The 17,909-nt window shown below is 46.0% G+C and carries 16 protein-coding genes; 15 read left to right on the forward strand and 1 reads right to left on the reverse strand.

The window, feature by feature from the left end:
- The first annotated feature begins 177 nt into the window (after positions 1–177).
- From rplS to BMY78_RS06965, 10 genes are all read left to right on the forward strand, one after another.
- Complete coding sequence (gene rplS / locus BMY78_RS06925) at positions 178–519, forward strand: 50S ribosomal protein L19 (RefSeq protein WP_024630190.1); 342 nt, start codon at positions 178–180, stop codon at positions 517–519.
- Between the two features lie 256 nt (positions 520–775).
- On the forward strand, positions 776–1,396 hold the full coding sequence (gene lepB, locus BMY78_RS06930) for a signal peptidase I (protein ID WP_090895915.1): 621 nt from the start codon (positions 776–778) through the stop codon (positions 1,394–1,396).
- Between the two features lie 165 nt (positions 1,397–1,561).
- Entirely contained in the window at positions 1,562–2,425 is an 864-nt protein-coding gene (gene ylqF, locus BMY78_RS06935) for a ribosome biogenesis GTPase YlqF (protein ID WP_090895917.1), read from the forward strand.
- Positions 2,426–2,827: 402 nt separating this feature from the next.
- Entirely contained in the window at positions 2,828–3,532 is a 705-nt protein-coding gene (locus tag BMY78_RS06940; RefSeq protein WP_371129121.1) for a ribonuclease HII, read from the forward strand.
- Between the two features lie 22 nt (positions 3,533–3,554).
- On the forward strand, positions 3,555–5,612 hold the full coding sequence (locus tag BMY78_RS06945) for a TrbL/VirB6 family protein (RefSeq protein WP_256221978.1): 2,058 nt from the start codon (positions 3,555–3,557) through the stop codon (positions 5,610–5,612).
- Positions 5,609–5,917 carry an EscU/YscU/HrcU family type III secretion system export apparatus switch protein gene (locus BMY78_RS06950; protein WP_090895922.1) on the forward strand — a complete coding sequence of 103 codons (309 nt, stop codon included), beginning with the start codon at positions 5,609–5,611 and terminating at the stop codon, positions 5,915–5,917. The genes BMY78_RS06945 and BMY78_RS06950 overlap by 4 nt, the downstream gene beginning before the upstream one ends.
- Complete coding sequence (locus tag BMY78_RS06955; RefSeq protein ID WP_090895924.1) at positions 5,911–6,309, forward strand: YraN family protein; 399 nt, start codon at positions 5,911–5,913, stop codon at positions 6,307–6,309. Before BMY78_RS06950 ends, BMY78_RS06955 begins: the two co-directional genes overlap by 7 nt.
- A 489-nt stretch (positions 6,310–6,798) precedes the next feature.
- Positions 6,799–6,960, forward strand: coding sequence for a paeninodin family lasso peptide (locus BMY78_RS32490; protein WP_143067009.1), 162 nt, complete (start codon positions 6,799–6,801; stop codon positions 6,958–6,960).
- Positions 6,961–7,024: 64 nt separating this feature from the next.
- Positions 7,025–8,236 (forward strand): carboxypeptidase-like regulatory domain-containing protein, encoded by a 1,212-nt coding sequence (locus tag BMY78_RS06960; protein WP_090895926.1) that lies wholly within the window; start codon positions 7,025–7,027, stop codon positions 8,234–8,236.
- 268 nt (positions 8,237–8,504) lie between these two features.
- A complete protein-coding gene (locus tag BMY78_RS06965) occupies positions 8,505–9,056 on the forward strand; it encodes a nitroreductase family protein (RefSeq protein ID WP_090895928.1) in 552 nt (183 codons plus the stop codon).
- Positions 9,057–9,295: 239 nt separating this feature from the next.
- On the opposite strand, the gene BMY78_RS06970 is transcribed toward BMY78_RS06965, so the two are convergent.
- On the reverse strand, positions 9,296–10,900 hold the full coding sequence (locus BMY78_RS06970; protein WP_090895931.1) for a YifB family Mg chelatase-like AAA ATPase: 1,605 nt from the start codon (positions 10,898–10,900) through the stop codon (positions 9,296–9,298).
- A gap of 524 nt (positions 10,901–11,424) precedes the next feature.
- Between BMY78_RS06970 and BMY78_RS06975 the strand changes: the two genes are divergently transcribed.
- From BMY78_RS06975 to topA, 5 genes are all read left to right on the forward strand, one after another.
- Positions 11,425–11,880, forward strand: a complete 456-nt coding sequence (locus tag BMY78_RS06975; RefSeq protein ID WP_090895933.1) for a MarR family winged helix-turn-helix transcriptional regulator — start codon at positions 11,425–11,427, stop codon at positions 11,878–11,880.
- 248 nt (positions 11,881–12,128) lie between these two features.
- A complete protein-coding gene (gene sucC, locus BMY78_RS06980; RefSeq protein ID WP_090895935.1) occupies positions 12,129–13,289 on the forward strand; it encodes an ADP-forming succinate--CoA ligase subunit beta in 1,161 nt (386 codons plus the stop codon).
- Between the two features lie 79 nt (positions 13,290–13,368).
- On the forward strand, positions 13,369–14,298 hold the full coding sequence (sucD, locus tag BMY78_RS06985; protein WP_076289497.1) for a succinate--CoA ligase subunit alpha: 930 nt from the start codon (positions 13,369–13,371) through the stop codon (positions 14,296–14,298).
- A gap of 247 nt (positions 14,299–14,545) precedes the next feature.
- Complete coding sequence (dprA, locus tag BMY78_RS06990; protein WP_090895937.1) at positions 14,546–15,676, forward strand: DNA-processing protein DprA; 1,131 nt, start codon at positions 14,546–14,548, stop codon at positions 15,674–15,676.
- Between the two features lie 120 nt (positions 15,677–15,796).
- Positions 15,797–17,887: a type I DNA topoisomerase gene (topA, locus tag BMY78_RS06995; RefSeq protein ID WP_090895940.1), complete on the forward strand. Its 2,091-nt coding sequence runs from the start codon at positions 15,797–15,799 to the stop codon at positions 17,885–17,887.
- Positions 17,888–17,909: the final 22 nt, after the last annotated feature.

The following is a 17,909-nucleotide window of genomic DNA, read 5'->3' on the forward strand; positions in this document are numbered from 1 at the left end:
CGATTGAAGAACCAAAGAGTGCTGTCAGCAATTTGTTTATTTTTCCTTGTGTTTTGTTATGGTGCGTGATACAATAAGTCTGTTATGTGGAATACGGCGGTCCTCTATGGATAATGAAGGAGACAAGGTGTTCTCTGGAAGAAGTATGAACGCCTGTACGGAAGGAGGGAGTCATAGATGAATATCGTTCAAGCGATTACACAAGAACAACTTCGTAAAGATATTCCGAGTTTTCGTCCTGGTGACACTTTGAAAGTGCACGTTAAGGTAATCGAGGGAACTCGTGAGCGTATCCAATTGTTCGAAGGTGTTGTGATTAAACGCCGTGGTGGTGGAATCAGTGAGACTTTTACAGTTCGTAAAATTTCTTACGGTGTAGGTGTGGAAAGAGCTTTCCCGCTTCATTCCCCTAAAATCGATAGAATCGAAGTGGCTCGCCGTGGTAAAGTGCGTCGTGCGAAGCTTTATTATCTTCGTGAACTACGCGGTAAAGCAGCGAGAATTAAAGAAATTCGTTAATATAACGGATACCGGGGAGGGCTTGGAGACAAGCCCTTTTCGTTTTTGTCCGGGAAAAGTTGAACCGGAGGTGCACTTCCGAGTAAAATGGTATGGCGGCACATGCGCGAATAGTCCGGGAGGCTTGTGGAATCAGTTATTGAAGGACATTTGAATTGTGGATTAAATGTACTGGTAATGCTTGCGTGAAAGATTACATAACTGATGATGTGTAAAAACTGCTATAACATGTACTGTGAAGAGAGGAAGATCATTAATGGAACAGGAAGTTCAACAGGACCAGGGCAATACTGTCGAAGAGAAAGGCAGTCGATCCAAAAAAGCCAAAAATGAAATTTTCGAATGGCTCAAAGCCATCGTGATCGCACTAGTACTTGTCATTTTGATTCGGTGGTTGCTGTTCAAACCGTTTGTTGTGGACGGGCCTTCCATGCAGCCGAATTTTCATACAGGTGAACGTGTGATCGTCAATGAAATTTTATATGATATCAGAGAGCCACAGCGCGGAGAAGTTATCGTATTCCACGTTCCATCTGAAGGCCGTGATTTCATTAAACGTGTCATTGCTGTCGCTGGTGATACCGTCGAGGTCCAGGATGATACGGTTCTCGTCAATGGTAAAAAAGTCGATGAGACTTACATTCAGGGAGCCATCGATGCTGCTGAAGCGAACGGTGGAACCTATAACGTGAAGGACTTCCCTAATGAGCAATTCCCGGATGGGAAAGTACCTGAAGGTCATGTTTTTGTAATGGGGGATAACCGTCCGAACAGTACAGATAGCCGGATGATCGGTTATGTGTCATTGAAGGATATTGTAGGTCGTGCAGATGTGATTTTCTGGCCGATCGGCGATATCAAGTGGATTAACCATTAATATGAATGCAGGATGTATAAGCAAAATATGGAATGTGCACTAAACGTTAAGGGTAGAACTAATCTGGGGATAATAGAGATCTAAGATGGTTTTGCCAGCGAAGTGATGCGGTGTGCATGTTATAGAAAAAGCTTGTACATCAACAAATAATGAGGTGAAGACAAGGTGACGATTCAATGGTTTCCAGGTCATATGACCCGAGCCAGACGCCAGATTCAGGATAAATTAAAGCTGATTGACGTGGTCATCGAACTGCTGGATGCCCGTCTGCCTGTCTCCAGCCGCAACCCGATGATTGACGAGATTTTACAGGGCAAACCCCGGATGATTTTGTTGAATAAGTCCGACTTGGCGGATGCGAAAGTGACGCAAGAATGGATTGAATATTTCAAAAAAGAGGGAATCACTGCTTTCCCTGTAGATGCTTCAACAGGAACCAACGTGAAAGACATCCCAACACAAGCCAAGCTTCTCCTTAAAGAAAAAATTGACCGTCAAGTAGCTAAAGGGATTAACCCTCGAGCGGTTCGTGGACTGATTGTTGGTATTCCAAACGTGGGTAAATCCACGTTAATTAACAGACTGGCTGGACGGAACATTGCGGCAACGGGAGATCGTCCTGGTGTGACGAAGGGACAACAGTGGATTAAAGTGGGTAAAGAGATGGAACTGCTGGATACCCCGGGTATTCTTTGGCCGAAATTTGAAGATCAAAACGTGGGTTATCGTCTTGCGGTAACTGGTGCAATTAAGGAAGAGATTCTGAATGCAGAAGACATCGCCTTTTTTGGCATCAGTTATCTGATGCGTTATTACTGGGATTCACTTGAAGAACGCTATGGACTTCAGGAGTTCTCCAAGGATGCGGATGATTCGGACAGCGTTGTTGCGATCATGGAACAGGTTGGTCGTATACGTGGTTGTGTGGTAAGTGGTGGGCGTATCGATTTGGAAAAGGCATCGCGAGCATTTCTGCGTGAACTGCGTGCGGGCAAAATGGGACGTTTCTCTATGGAAGCTCCTTATTAAATAAGAAACAACTGCCGAAAGAAGCGGCCGTTACCGGATAACCGGGAGCGGTCGCTTTTTGCCGTACTGGAATTAAAATAGAGGAACCGTGATTGATCTGGAAGGTGATTCTAGAAAATTGCACTTTATGGGATTGCATTGTAAGTATATCTGGGTCTCTTAAATCATGCTATGATGAGTGATAAAGATTTAGCCAGCTCAATGTTGAATATCTTCAATTTAAGCCATCAGATACCGATAAAATAATAACTCACCATCGTATGATCATGTATGCTTCACAGAAGTTTATTTCTTGTTTAATTGGATCTGATAGAACAAAAATCGGGGAATCTACGTCTATATAATAAAATGATATAAAAATGATGTGTTGAAGCAAGAGTGGGCAGAGGAGATGACACTGTAATGAAGGAAATGAATGAGTTAACTGAATTGACCCAACTGGATGCCCTGGTTGAACCGAAAAAGAAGAAAAAAGAATTGGTGGAGCCCAAAGATCTGCTGATCTATGAGCGTGAATATTGGGAAAGCGGATTTGAACATATTGCCGGAATTGATGAAGTGGGACGTGGCTGTTTATTTGGAGATGTAGTAGCGGCAGCCGTTATTTTACCTCGTGATCTGATTCTGGAAGGGGTTAATGATTCCAAGAAATTAACGGAGAAAAAGCGCGACGCATTATATGACATCATTATGGAAAAGGCGTTGTCAGTGGGGATCGGTTATGCGGATGCGGAAACGATTGATCAACTGAATATTAAACAGGCTGCAAGGCTTGCCATGAAACGTGCGGTAGAAGCGCTTGAGGGCGTGCCGGACTACCTGTTGGTGGATGCCGAAAAGGTAGATGTGAATATACCGCAGTTGTCCATTATTAAAGGCGATGCCAACAGTCAATCCATTGCGGCAGCATCCATTATTGCGAAGGTTACCCGGGATAGGCTTTGCAAGGAGGATTGGGATACGTTATATCCGGAATATGGTTTATCGATACATAAGGGATATGCAACGAAATTTCATCGTGAACAAATTATGGCTCTTGGTGCTACACCCATGCACCGTCGCAGTTTTCTCGGCAATCTGCTTGGAGAACAGCACACTTTATTCTAATTAAACCATACACGGAGGGAGGGTGAAGGTTTTGAATATAAGTTCCGTGATACGTGGGTTGCTAGGGGATAGTAAACCGGGAAATGCCAAGCCACTGGAGTTAAAGGAAGGTCAGGTTGTACGGGGTTCTGTGGTTAGTGTATCCGATGATGGAGCAGATGCGGTTCTTCAGATTCAGGGAGTACAGGTGCGTGCAAAACTGGAAACTCCGCTTCGGCCAGGCGAAACAACGTTGCTTCAGGTCCAGCCTCCAGGTGAAAATGGCGTAACGGTAATGAAACCTCTGACGGGTACATTGGCAGAACTGCCACAGGCATCTTTGAACAATTTGCTTCAGGAGGTAGGTTTACCGGATACCAAGGGGAATCGGGAACTGCTGTTAGCTATGCAGCGAAGCGGATTACCTTTAACCAAGGATAATGTAGCCATGGTTCAAAATATGATGACAGCCAAACCTGCGCAGGTGCCTGTTGAAGAGTGGGTGCAGGCAACAGGTATTGCTTTTCAGCGTGGTCTTCCGGTTACGGCGGAAACGGTAAAGGGCTTGCATCAAGCGGTATTTGGCCCGCCACTACATCAGTTGTTGAAGGGGTTGGCTGAACAGCTGGAGTCCATGCTAACCCAAACCGCGGGTAAAACGCTGTCGACCGGAGAACAGGCGGCTACGGTGAAGAATAACATTATGGGGGGAGTGCCTGTACCGTTAAACGGAGAGCAGGCGGGAGAAACGGTAGCTGCCTTAGGCGGTAACCGTCAGGTAGGAGGAACAAGTGGTTTATCTGGGCAACCTGTGCCTGGGGCAGCTGCTGGTGGTACTCCAATGGCAGATGGACCGGAGGATGCTGTTGGTAGTAGTGCGGTGAAAGGCAATGGACAGACTGGAGCAGGGACTGCCGAGATGGCTGGGGTTAAGACTGGGGCCAGCCATGTTGAAACTGCTGGCAAGGTGGGTACAGGTATTCCGGCAGGAACCGGAATACCTGGCGAGAGCCTGCGTGCAGCTGACGCGGGCGTTGCTGGAAGCCGCCCGAGCACGACGGGGGCGGCAGTGGAAGCTGCGGTTGGCCGAGTGATTGCAGGCCAGCCTGAGGGTGGCGTGGCCGGACGAACCGACGGCCGCGGTGAAACGCCTGCTGCTGCGGGGCCTAGCCCTTCCGCAGCAGGGCAGGCGGCGCCAGCAGCTCCATCGGCAGCGCAGCTGGCGCCCAAGCTGCTGGCGCTGCTGGACGCGCTGCGCAGCGCGTCCACAGCCGCACCGGCACAGCCTGGTGCGGCGACACAGGCCGCCCCTGCATCGCAGGGCGGCCAGGCGGCTGCGGCTGCCGGAGGCGTGCCGCAGCCTTTGCCAGCCGGCGCGGATGCGCTGCCGGCTGGCGGTAGTGCCGCAGCACCTGCGGGAGCTGCGGCGGCGCCCGTCACCCACGAGGGGGACCCGTGGGTGGGGCGCGTGTTGAAGCTGCTCGGTGCGGAGCACGAGCAGCAGGCAGTGCACGGCGCGGCTGCGCAGGCGCGCGTGGGGGATGTGGCGAGTCCGGGAACCGCGGACACGCTCAAGGGCTTGCTGCTGCAGCTTGCCAGCAGCGATGGTGCACCGGCGGCGCTTAAGGATGCCGCCGGACAGGCTGTGCAATTTCTGACAGGTCAGCAGTTATTGCTAACAACAGATCGGAGTGCTACCTTTGCACAGATGCACTGGTTTATCCCCATTACCGGACCTGATGGAGAAGAGACGGCTTCCGTCCAAATTCAATCACGCCGCGGACAACGTGGTGAGTTGGATGCATCCAACTGTCGCCTGTGGTTCGATCTGGATATGAAAAGTCTCGGTCCAACACTGGTCGATGTGCATGTTGTCAACAATATCGTCAGTCTGCGTGTACTGAATGACGGCGAAGGAATGGGACCGCTTCTAGAAAGTGGGCGTGAAGAGATCCATCGGGCGCTGGACAAGCTGGGTTATCAGTTGCTGACTTTCAAGGCGGAACCCTGGCCTGTTGGCCAGGAACAGGGTGCTGAACGTAAAATGACTGCCTCGGACTACAGTCCTGAACGATACAAAGGGGTGGACATGCGGGTATGAAAGAGGATTCGCAACCGGACCTGATATCCAAAAAGGCCGTTGCTTTAAAATATGTACCTGGTGAGAGCGAAGCGCCAGTGGTCGTAGCCAAAGGCCGTGGCAAAGTAGCAGAGGCCATTCTGGATAAAGCCAAGGAAAATGGTGTGCCGGTTCAGGAGGATGCCGCACTTGTTGAAGTGCTTTCCAAGCTGGATTTGGATGAACAGATTCCGTCCGAACTGTATCAACTGGTGGCCGAAGTGTTGACCTACATTTATCGTGCTGACCGTCTGGCTTCTGGACGAGAGGAAGAGGAATCGTGGTAGAGCGCAGATCAGAACAAGCTCCAGCTTCAAAACTGACACGTCAGCAAAAAGGACGATTGGGTGAAGAAGCTGCATGCGACTGGCTTCAGGAGCATGATTATCGCATTTTGAAGCGCAATTGGCGTTGCCGTAGCGGAGAGATTGATATCGTTGCTTCCCATGAAGGCATGATTATTTTTATTGAAGTCCGCAGTAGAAGCGGAACTATGCAGTATGGTACACCCCAGGAGTCGGTAGATATCCGTAAAATGAAGCAGGTACGTGCAACTGCATCTGTATATTTGCAAATGACGGGAGAGACAAATCATCAAATTCGTTTTGATGTGATCGCAGTCATGCTGGATAAAGCAGGTGAAACCGTCTCGGTTGATCATATTATTAATGCATTTTGAGTTCCTACTATATAAGGGATTCTTGTTAACCCACAGGAAAGACACTTGAAAAAGTGACTCTCCTGTGGGTTATTTTTTTGGGGCTGGTTATAGGTAAAAAGAAATTAAGAACATAACTGCTTCACATGCAGTAACGATGATACAATTTGTATCTAAAAGTGAGTAATTGAAATTATCCTTATTGTTAATATTTCCTTTTCCGAACGTTAATGGACTACATCTCATTAATAATTCTCTAAATAAGAGCTCAAACGATGTGTTTCAAACCAGTCTATGCTACTGAGTTGCTTGTTATAAAGTGCACTCATTCTCCTTGCCATATATGTCCATTCCCAAGTTCATTCTAATTCCATAAACAATAAAGCCTCGCGATGTGTTCTAACTTATTGCTAGACGACAAAAGAGATTGAAGTATTAAAATAAATAGATACAAAATGTATCATTCATAATAAAATAAGAAAAGAAAATATTAAAAAGAGGGTGTAAACTATGAAGGAAATTCAATCTGCTGCAGAAAAGAAAGATAAACAGGTCTGGGAGACTCCTAGAATGGAAGTCCTGGATATAAGTGAAACCATGAACGGTGGCGAGGAGATTTGGCAATATGTATGGGGCGGGGAATTTTGGAAGCTCGAAATGTTAGTCAGTTAGATAGATGTAACAATTTCATATTGTTAAAATTTACTATTATATTTGGATGAGGTGAACGATTGTCATGAGTATTCAATGGAAATGGATGATTCGTTTAAGTGTGTTTTTATTATTTTCTGGGGTGTTTGGTCTGCTGCATTCTGAAACGACATATGCAGCATCCAAAGATGCTTCTGTCAGGGAAATGGGGAATCGTTTCGCTCAAACTGCGTATATTATTGGACAAATTACTGATCTCGATGGTTTTCCAGTAAAAGATGTGAACGTACATATTACGCAGCAAACGGGTGGGGAACAAAAACAAATAGTGAAGACCGATTCCAAAGGAGATTTTCGGTTTGAAACGGCGATAGGTGAAAGCACAGATTTCTCCATTAAAGCGGTAGCGAAGGGGTACTTGGATTCAGGAATGAATTTTAGTTATGTAACCTTGAATCCGGGGGATACGAAAGTAGTGAATTTAGTACTCTTTGAGCCAGCCACCATCGTAGGTACAGTGACTGACCAATCGGGCAAACCTATTGTGGGTGCAATTGTAAAAGCTACAACGGTAAGCCAAACAATTAAAACAGACAAGGATGGCAACTACGCCATCACGGGGATTAACGCATATCAAACCACAAACATTGATGTTGAGGTCAATGCGAATGACTATGTTCCGTACACGAAATATGTGACAGTATCCTATGGAACTACGAATAAATTGAATTTCTATCTGCAAGAGGCTGCAGCTGTAAACGGCGTGGTGATCGATGAGAGTGGAAAGGGGATCATAGGCGCCAAAGTGACAATCAATGGTTTACAGACAACAACAGACAAACAAGGTAAGTATACGATGAAACAGCAGCTTCCGGGACCAAGCACAATCTCTGTCGAAGCGGATGGTTATATCAAGCAAACGATTAGGGTAACTTTGGTCAAAGGACCTAACAATAATTTTGATTTTATTCTCAAGAGTAATGTGGACAAAACCGCGCCTATAACCAAATATGCCTTAATTCCTCTAACAGAGGTATCTAACGGAAAACAATATATTAATGGTTTTAATTTTAAGTTAAAGGCAACGGATGAAGTTAACGGATCTGGCTTGAAGATGACCCAGTACAGAATCAATGGCGGGCAATGGATCACGTTTACCGGACCAATAAAAATTTATGCTCCTGATGTCAAAACAGTGGAGTATTTCAGCACGGATATCGCCGGCAACCAAGAAAAAATAAACAAAATGGATTTTGTGAATGGGAAATATGAAGGAGCAGGATCATACCCTTATTGATTAAATAGCTATTTATAATGAAGAAAGGCGACGTTGACTCTAAGAATCCCTCCGTGGGGGAAGAGTCGAAGTCGCCTTTTTGCATCCGAAATAATCAGAACGAAATAATGTTATCCGCATTCCTTTGAATCCAATGAACAGATCAGTGTATAATCAAGAGGGTAATCCAGTTTTGCTGCACCGTTTGATTTTTCATAAATGAGTCGATTCACACCGCAGGCTTGAACTGCGGTCATGGATAATTTTTTATAACCTGGGAGGCATGGTCATGAGTAAATCTACTCAAACGGGTAACGTTGTAAGAGAAGCCATTCAAAATCGTCGTACCGTCAAAAAGTTTAAAAAAGAAGCTGTTCCCACACAGCAGATTATTGATTTGTTAGATACAGCCGTATGGGCACCCAATCATAAATTGCGTGAGCCGTGGCGGTTTTTATTGTTTAGCGGAAATGGACTGAACAAGCTCGCAGACGCTATTGATGCAGAGATGGGAGAGGATAACAAGTTCTCTGCCAATATCAAACAGGTCCCTTCCGTCATGCTTGTCGTTATGGAAGAAGATCCGCGCCAGAATATTTGGGATGAAGATTTTGCTGCAGTGAGTGCATTGGTACAGAACTTCCTACTCGCTGCATGGAGTGAAGACATCGGAACGTTCTGGGTAACCAAGCCTTTCCTGTATGGACCCAAATTCCGGAAGTCCCTTGGCATTCAGGCTGGAGAAAAAATTATCGGAATGGTTTACATGGGGTATCCGGAGGTTATTCCTTCTGCCAAAGAACGTACACCAGCCAAGGACAAGCTGACTATATTTGAATAATTGATATCTTGTTCGCTATACTTTCGAACGTGATGTTATATGCCAAGCCCCTGCACGTATGCATTCTTCTTTTATAAAGAGGATATATATGCAGGGGTATTTGATTTGTGAAAATATTTAACCTTGAATTTGAAATCTACAGATATCTCGCTTGAACCTTTCATGATGCTTAAAGGTGAGGCACGTATTTCCCCTTATAGCCTTGCCCTAATAGCCTTTATTGCCTGGATGACCCTCGCTCAAAATAAATTCAAATCCAGTTGACGATACTGAATCGCCTCAGCCACATGAGCTGTCAAAATGACGCCATCATGATCCAAGTCTGCGATTGTCTGGGCCATCTTAATAATTCGATCATGTGCACGCATGCTTAGATTCAGTGTTTGCAGTGTCCGCTGAAGCAGTTGGTCAGCTTCTTCAGGCAGACGGATCGTTCGACGCAGAAGGGTACCTGATAGCTGGCTGTTCCAGCGAACAGAACGATTCGCATATCGTGCGGCCTGAATATGATGAGCATGAATGACTTTGGACTGCATTTCCGCAGATGAAGGAGAAGCGCCTGCCTTGCGCCACTCGCCTGGGGGAGGAACTTCGACCTGAAGGTCGATGCGATCTAGCAGAGGTCCCGAGATTTTGGCACGGTAGGCGGCAACACGAGCAGGACTGCATATACAGCGCTGATCCTCCGATTGGGCAGAGAGATATCCGCAAGGACAGGGATTCATAGAGCAGGCGAGCATAAATTGTGCTGGAAATGTGAAGGCAGCTCTTGCCCGGCTAATGGTGACTTTACGATCCTCCAATGGTTGTCTTAACACTTCTAGGACTTGCCGCTGAAACTCAGGCAGCTCATCCAGAAACAATATCCCCCGGTGAGCAAGACTTACCTCGCCCGGTTTGGGGATGCCGCCGCCTCCAATTAGACCTGAAGTGGAGATCGTATGGTGTGGAGAGCGAAAGGGTCTGTCCGCGATGAGACCATTCGAGGTATCTTTAAGCTTGCCAGCAGCACTTAACACTTTGGTGACTTCCAGCGCTTCGTCTTCGGACAACGGTGGGAGAATTGTAGGCAGTCGTTTAATTAACATGGTTTTCCCTGTTCCTGGTGGTCCGACGAGCAAAATATTGTGCATGCCTGCTGCGGCAATCAGGAGTGCACGCTTCACATGATGCTGTCCCAAAACATCACTATAATCATCGTCCAACGACGGAGATCGCATTGGACCCTCACGTCGCTCCATATCACCGACATTGGGATTCAGAGCAGACAGATGGGTGTAATTTTTTAAAACAACAGGCCTGGTATTCTGTAGCCGTCCTTCCTTGTTCTTTGAATTCGTTTCCTGTTCAGGTACGATATCTTGCAAATGACGAATGCCATATACCCGTATACCCCGAATCAACGAAGCCTCTTCCAGATTATCGGCGGGCAGAAGAACAGAGGTAAAGCCTTGCCGTTTCGCCAAATCGACCATGGACAAAATACCAGGCACAGATCTCACTGAACCGTCCAATGCCAGCTCACCCACCACCAATGTCCGTTCCTGTGCAGGAAGTACCAGCTGACCACTTGTTGTCAGTAAACCAATAGCAATGGCAAGATCGAAAGAAGATCCTTCCTTTCGCAAATCGGCAGGAGCCAGATTAATCGTAATCCGCTGCAGCGGATACTGATAGCCACAGTTTTTTATAGCGGCACGAACGCGTTCAACCGCTTCACGAATAGCCGAATCCGGCAATCCGATAATAGACGTCTGGGGTAGACCATTCGACAAATCTGTTTCCACTTCAATCAAAACGCCGTCAATTCCATATAAACAGGCACTATGCAGTTTTCCGTACATAATAAAAGAAACACCTCACTTCGTCCTTGGCGCGCATAATACGGGCCAGTCTACGAATTAAGGTGCTTCCTCAGCTTCTAACAAGCATTTTATATAAAAGAAATCAGGGCGTCAACCCGTCATCGTCATAGCTGTTGTATATCATTCCCTGACTCCTGGATTGTTTACAGTTACCGCATGAAGTTTCTAGCAGATGTATAGAATGTTCAGTTCTGAATCAATGTCGCGCTGTTGGGAAAAAAGAATGTAGAAGCTGGTTGAGCTGTTTCAACAATCAATAGTTTTTTGTTAAGTAGTCATATGATTTTGATCATCTATGTCTCAAATTATATTTTATACAATTAAATTTATCACTATTAAATAGAAAAGTAAAATCATTTGTGCTCAATTATTCTGTTTTTTTTCTAATTTATGATAAGATAGATGAAGGGCTCCTTATAATTCGCGAATTATAGCGGTTATAACAGTTGTAAGCCTCAATTATAAGAAATATAGAATGCACAATAGGTAGGTGAGACAGATATATGCAGAATGAAAGTTTGAAGCTGGATAATCAATTATGCTTTGCCATATACGCTTGTTCACGTGAAATTACGAAGATGTACCAGCCCTACCTTGAGGTGCTTGGTGTAACCTATTCTCAATACCTGGTCTTGATGGTATTGTGGGAACGTGAAGAATGTACGGTTAAGGAAATCGGAGAGGCACTTTACCTCGATTCAGGGACTTTGACACCTCTTCTGAAACGTTTGCAGTCAGCGGGACTTATTCATCGCGAACGTTCAGTTCAGGATGAACGAAAAGTATTGATTACACTTACCGACGCCGGGCGGGAACTTCGCCATAAAGCCTTGTCTATACCTGAAGCGATCCGGGAAGATGCATGTCTGAACAGTTCAGAGTTTGAATCTTTACTGGGACAGTTCAAGGGGCTTCTGGAGAAAGTCCATCAGACCAACACCAAAGAAGCCAGAAAATAAACTGCATCGTTGTATTACTATTAGAAACCTTGGCTTATTAGCCGAGGTTTTTTCCATTAATATCCAAGCATTCACAATATGGGATCATACCCATATCAAAATACTGTCTATTAACCATTACTTTTTTAAGGAAAGCGTTTTAAAAACATGTTACAATGAATTGGGTTTAAGTGAAAATAGTCAACATTTGTCTTTTGTTAGTCTACCAACCCGCCTTGTTGCAGTCATGTTGATAGGAGGATTCGAGAATGAATATCCATGAATATCAAGGAAAAGAAGTACTGAAACAGTATGGAGTCACCGTTCCAAACGGAAAGGTTGCTTATACAGTCGATGAAGCGGTTGCGGCCGCAGAGGCACTGGGCAGTCCGGTGACTGTAGTCAAAGCGCAAATTCATGCAGGTGGCCGGGGGAAAGCCGGCGGCGTGAAAGTAGCGAAAAGTATCGACGAAGTTCGTGCTTATGCATCCGAAATTTTGGGAAAAGTATTGGTAACACACCAGACTGGACCTGAAGGTAAAGAAGTGAAGCGTCTTCTGATTGAAGAAGGGTGCGACATCCGCAAAGAGTATTATGTGGGTGTTGTTGTGGACCGTGCCACAGGCCGCGTCGTAATGATGGCTTCCGAAGAAGGCGGTACAGAGATCGAAGAAGTAGCTGAAGCTACACCTGAGAAAATTTTCAAAGAAATTATTGACCCTGCAATTGGATTGCAAGTGTTCCAGGCACGTAAACTGGCGTACAGCATTCGTATTCCGAATGAGTTGGTGAACAAAGCAGTTAAGTTTATGCTTGCGTTGTACACAGCATTTGTCGAAAAAGATTGCTCCATTGCCGAGATCAATCCACTCGTTGTTACCGGAGATGGAAACGTTATCGCGCTGGATGCAAAATTGAATTTTGATTCCAACGCCTTGTTCCGTCACAAAGACATTCTGGAACTGCGTGACCTGGATGAAGAAGACGAAAAAGAAATCGAAGCTTCCAAATTCGACCTGAGCTACATAGCACTTGATGGCAACATCGGCTGTATGGTAAATGGTGCGGGACTTGCGATGGCGACGATGGATATCATCAAATACTATGGCGGCGACCCGGCCAACTTCCTCGATGTTGGGGGCGGTGCTACAACAGAGAAAGTGACCGAAGCTTTCAAAATCATTTTGTCTGACGCCAAAGTGGCGGGTATCTTCGTTAACATTTTTGGCGGCATTATGCGTTGTGATGTCATTGCCAATGGTGTTGTTGAAGCAGCGAAGCAGCTGGGCCTGACTAAACCGCTGGTTGTTCGTCTTGAAGGAACTAACGTGGAGCTTGGCAAACGTATTTTGGGTGAATCTGGCCTGAATATCGTTCCTGCCGATTCCATGGCCGATGGTGCACAGAAAATTGTTGCCCTCGTAAAATAAGTTCATTCCTGGGCAAATTGCTGCCTTAGTTCCGGAGCTGTCCGGCACTTGAAAAATAACCGTAAGGATGTGAAGCAACGTGAGTATTTTGATTGATAAAAATACAAAAGTCATTACGCAAGGCATTACGGGTTCAACGGGAATGTTCCACACGAAGGGCGCATTGGACTACGGAACCCAGATGGTAGGCGGCGTTACACCGGGTAAAGGCGGAACCAATGTTGATATCACGCTGGAAGATGGCAAAGTAGTCAGTCTGCCGGTGTTTAATACAGTACAGGAAGCGAAGGAAGCTACTGGCGCAACAGCGAGCGTCATCTACGTTCCTCCGGCATTTGCAGCGGATTCCATCATGGAAGCTGTTGACGCAGAGCTGGATCTCGTGATCTGTATTACCGAAGGTATTCCGGTCCTTGATATGGTCAAGGTTGACCGTTTCATGGAAGGCAAAGATACCGTTCTGATCGGACCAAACTGTCCGGGCGTTATTACACCAGGTGAATGCAAAATTGGCATCATGCCGGGTTATATTCATATGCCTGGTCACGTTGGCGTGGTTTCCCGTAGTGGAACACTCACGTATGAAGCTGTTCATCAATTGTCTGCACGTGGAATTGGACAATCTTCTGCTGTGGGAATCGGTGGCGACCCGGTTAAAGGCTCCGAGTTCATTGATATCCTGAAACGGTTCAATGAAGATCCGCAGACACATGCGGTCATCATGATCGGTGAAATCGGTGGTACGGCTGAAGAAGATGCTGCAGAGTGGGTACGCGAAAACATGACCAAACCGGTAGTTGGATTTATCGGTGGGGTTACGGCGCCTCCAGGCAAACGTATGGGTCATGCGGGTGCTATTATCTCTGGTGGTAAAGGTACAGCCAAAGAAAAAATTGCGAAACTGGAATCTTGCGGAATCAAAGTTGCTCCAACGCCAGCTGAAATGGGCTCGACTCTTGTGAGCGTACTTGAAGAACGCGGAATTCTGAATTTGTGCACGACACACTAATTCTTTTTTCGTTATAATAGAAGAAACGGTGCAGGAAATTTATTTTTCTGGTGAGCCGACTATTGATAATGCGGAAAAGGTAAGCAACCTTTTGTCCTGAACAGGGCGAAGGGTTGCTTTTTTGCGTTTTTTTACGGGTGTAAAAGGAAGCTGTTGTCAGCCTGTAAGAGTAAACGCTTGCAATCCGTTGTCACTTATCACACAATATGAGGGAAGATTTTCTTCCCATTATGGGAGGTTTCTGATTATGGAAGAGAGATGGATTTTGATTGGACTGCATGAAACGGATGGTATTGGTAAGAAAACAATCTCGAAACTGCTATCAGGACAACATCAACTGACGGATTTTCTGGATTATAAAGAAGGGGATTGGATTGCCGCGGGTTTACGCAAGGATCAGGCTGACCGTCTAACCAAGCAATTCAATATCGACTGGATTGAGCAGAAACAAGAGCGTGTTTATAGACAGGGAATTGAGGTCATTACCTATCTGGATCAGAATTACCCCATATTAATGAAGGAAACCGTTCAGCCACCCTGGGTAATGTATGGTCGCGGAGATCTAAATCTCTTGCACGCTCAATCCATTGCAATGGTAGGAACCCGCATGCCCACTGTATACGGACGTAAAATTGGTGAAAAACTGACCGAGCAATTATGCAAGGCAGGGCTGACCATTGTAAGCGGGCTTGCTAGAGGAATAGATAGCGTATGTCATGATGCGGCTCTTCGTGCAAACGGCAAAACAATTGCGGTATTTGGGACAGGAATTGACAACATTTATCCTCCCGAAAATACAAGTCTTGCCGAACGAATTGCCGAAACAGGGCTGCTTTTGTCAGAATATCCTCCGGGAACACGGGCGCGTCAGGGGTTATTCCCTGAACGTAATCGAATCATTGCAGGGTTAACCCTCGGTACGCTAGTCGTTGAGGCTGATATCCGAAGCGGATCACTCATTACTGCAGATGCTGCACTCGAAGCGGGAAGAGACGTCTTTGCAGTCCCAGGTCCCATTACATCTCCCAAAAGCCGAGGCTCGCACAATCTGATTCGTCAGGGAGCAAAATTGGTGACATGTGCCACAGATTTATTGGAAGAGTTTCGATTGGACTTGCCAAATGCGGAGCAACTTCCTTACAATAGAGGACGTTCGGCGGAAAGTAGTGAAACTTCGAATCAAGGAATATTCCCTGTCGTAAAACTATCTTCAGATGAAGAACGTGTTATTTATCTGCTAGAGCAGGAAGAACAATCACTGGATCAACTTGTGGAACAGCTCAACTGGGATTTTGGACATTTGCATTCAGTTCTGTTATCTTTAATCATAAAAAAGCAGATTAGCCAATTACCTGGAACTAAATACGCAAGGGTATGACGATGCTGCGATCAAGGCAGCATGTGAAAATAGATTATTAGCGGAAGTTAGTCCTGCTGCTGATGAAGTATGAATCATAGAAACAAGCAGCAGTTTCATGACTGAGAGGAGGATGAACCTATGGCGGATGCACTCGTAATCGTGGAGTCGCCCTCAAAGGCGAAGACGATCGGCAAATATTTAGGCAGCAAGTTCATCGTGAAAGCTTCGATGGGACATGTACGCGATTTGCCAAAGAGTCAGATCGGCGTTGAGGTAGAAAACGATTTTAATCCGAAATATATTACGATCCGCGGCAAAGGTTCAATTTTGAAAGAACTGAAGGATGCACGAAAGAAAGTGAAAAAAGTGTATCTCGCAGCTGACCCGGATCGCGAAGGTGAGGCTATTGCTTGGCATTTGGCCCATGCACTTGAACTGGATGAAACTGCCGATTGCCGAGTCGTATTTAATGAAATTACGAAACAGGCTGTCAAAGATGCGTTCAAAACGCCGCGCAAGATCAATATGGATCTGGTTAACGCACAGCAGGCAAGACGTATTCTGGATCGGCTCGTAGGATATAAAATTAGTCCATTATTATGGAAGAAAGTCAAAAAAGGATTGTCCGCTGGCCGCGTTCAGTCCGTGGCTGTCAAAATCATTTTGGATCGTGAAAACGAAATTAATGATTTTGAACCGGAAGAGTACTGGAGCATTACTGCCAAACTGACAGCGGACGGAAATCCGTTTGAAGCCAAATTCCATCAGTTAAACGGCACCAAGACCGAACTTGGCAGTGAGGCAGAAGTACAGGCCATTTTAAAACAGATCGAGGGCGCTTCTTTTACAGTCAAAGAAGTTAAAGAGAAGGAACGCAGCCGTAACCCTTCTGCTCCGTTTACAACGAGTTCCTTGCAGCAGGAAGCAGCGCGTAAATTGAATTTCAGAGCTTCCAAGACGATGTCTGTCGCCCAACAGCTGTATGAAGGGGTAGACCTCGGAAAAGAAGGCACAGTCGGTCTCATTACGTATATGCGTACGGACTCTACCCGAATTGCAGCATCGGCTCAGGAAGAAGCCAAGGAATACATTATTGGCAAGTACGGTGAGCCATTTGCACCAGAGACGCCTAGAAACTATTCCAAAAAAGCAGCCAATGCCCAAGACGCGCATGAAGCGATTCGTCCAACGTCAATTTTGCGTGATCCGGATTCCATTAAATCGTTTATGAGTCGTGATCAATTCCGGTTGTACAAACTGGTTTGGGAACGTTTTATAGCGAGCCAGATGTCATCTGCCGTTCTGGATACACTCTCCGTGGACATTGCTGCAGGAGATACAATTTTCCGGGCAGCTGGTTCGAAGGTTCGTTTCCAAGGATTCATGAAGGTATATGTAGAAGGTAATGATGACGGCACAACGGAAGAAGATCGTCTGCTGCCTCCGCTGAAAAATGGAGATGTGCTGGAGAATCGGGAAATTGAGCCGAAACAGCATTTTACACAGCCGCCGCCACGTTATACGGAAGCAAGGTTGGTTAAAACACTTGAGGAACTGGGCATAGGGCGTCCGAGTACATATGCGCCAACGCTGGAGACCATTCAGAAGCGTGGATATGTTGCCATTGAAGAGAAGAAGTTCATGCCAACGGAATTGGGCGAACTCGTCATCGAACAGATGGAGGAGTTTTTCCCGGAGATCCTGAATGTGGAGTTCACCGCCAACATGGAAGGTGATCTTGACCATGTGGAGGAAGGGTCGGAGGATTGGGTCAAAGTACTCGCAGAATTCTACGAATCTTTTGAGAAACGCCTTGAGTTTGCAGAAGAAGAAATGAAAGAAATCGAGATTGAAGATGAAGTATCGGATGAAATATGTGAGAAGTGCGGCAAACCGCTCGTTTATAAGCTGGGCCGTTTCGGCAAGTTTCTCGCATGTTCCGGATTTCCGGATTGCCGGAATACCAAACCGATCATTAAGGATATCGGTGTAACTTGTCCGAAGTGTAAGGAAGGGCATGTGGTTGAACGCCGCAGTAAAAAGGGACGTATTTTCTATGGTTGCGACAAATATCCTGAATGTGATTTTGTATCATGGGATAAACCGTCAGCGAAACCATGTCCAAGTTGTGGCTCACTAATGATTGAGAAGCGGAACAAACAGGGAACACGATTGCAGTGTACTTCATGTGATCATCAAGAGCCGGTAGAGGAACCGGAAGAAGAATGAGCGGATTAGCTTAATGGGGGTA

The organism is Paenibacillus sp. OK076, assembly GCF_900110055.1.
Lineage (GTDB): Bacteria > Bacillota > Bacilli > Paenibacillales > Paenibacillaceae > Paenibacillus.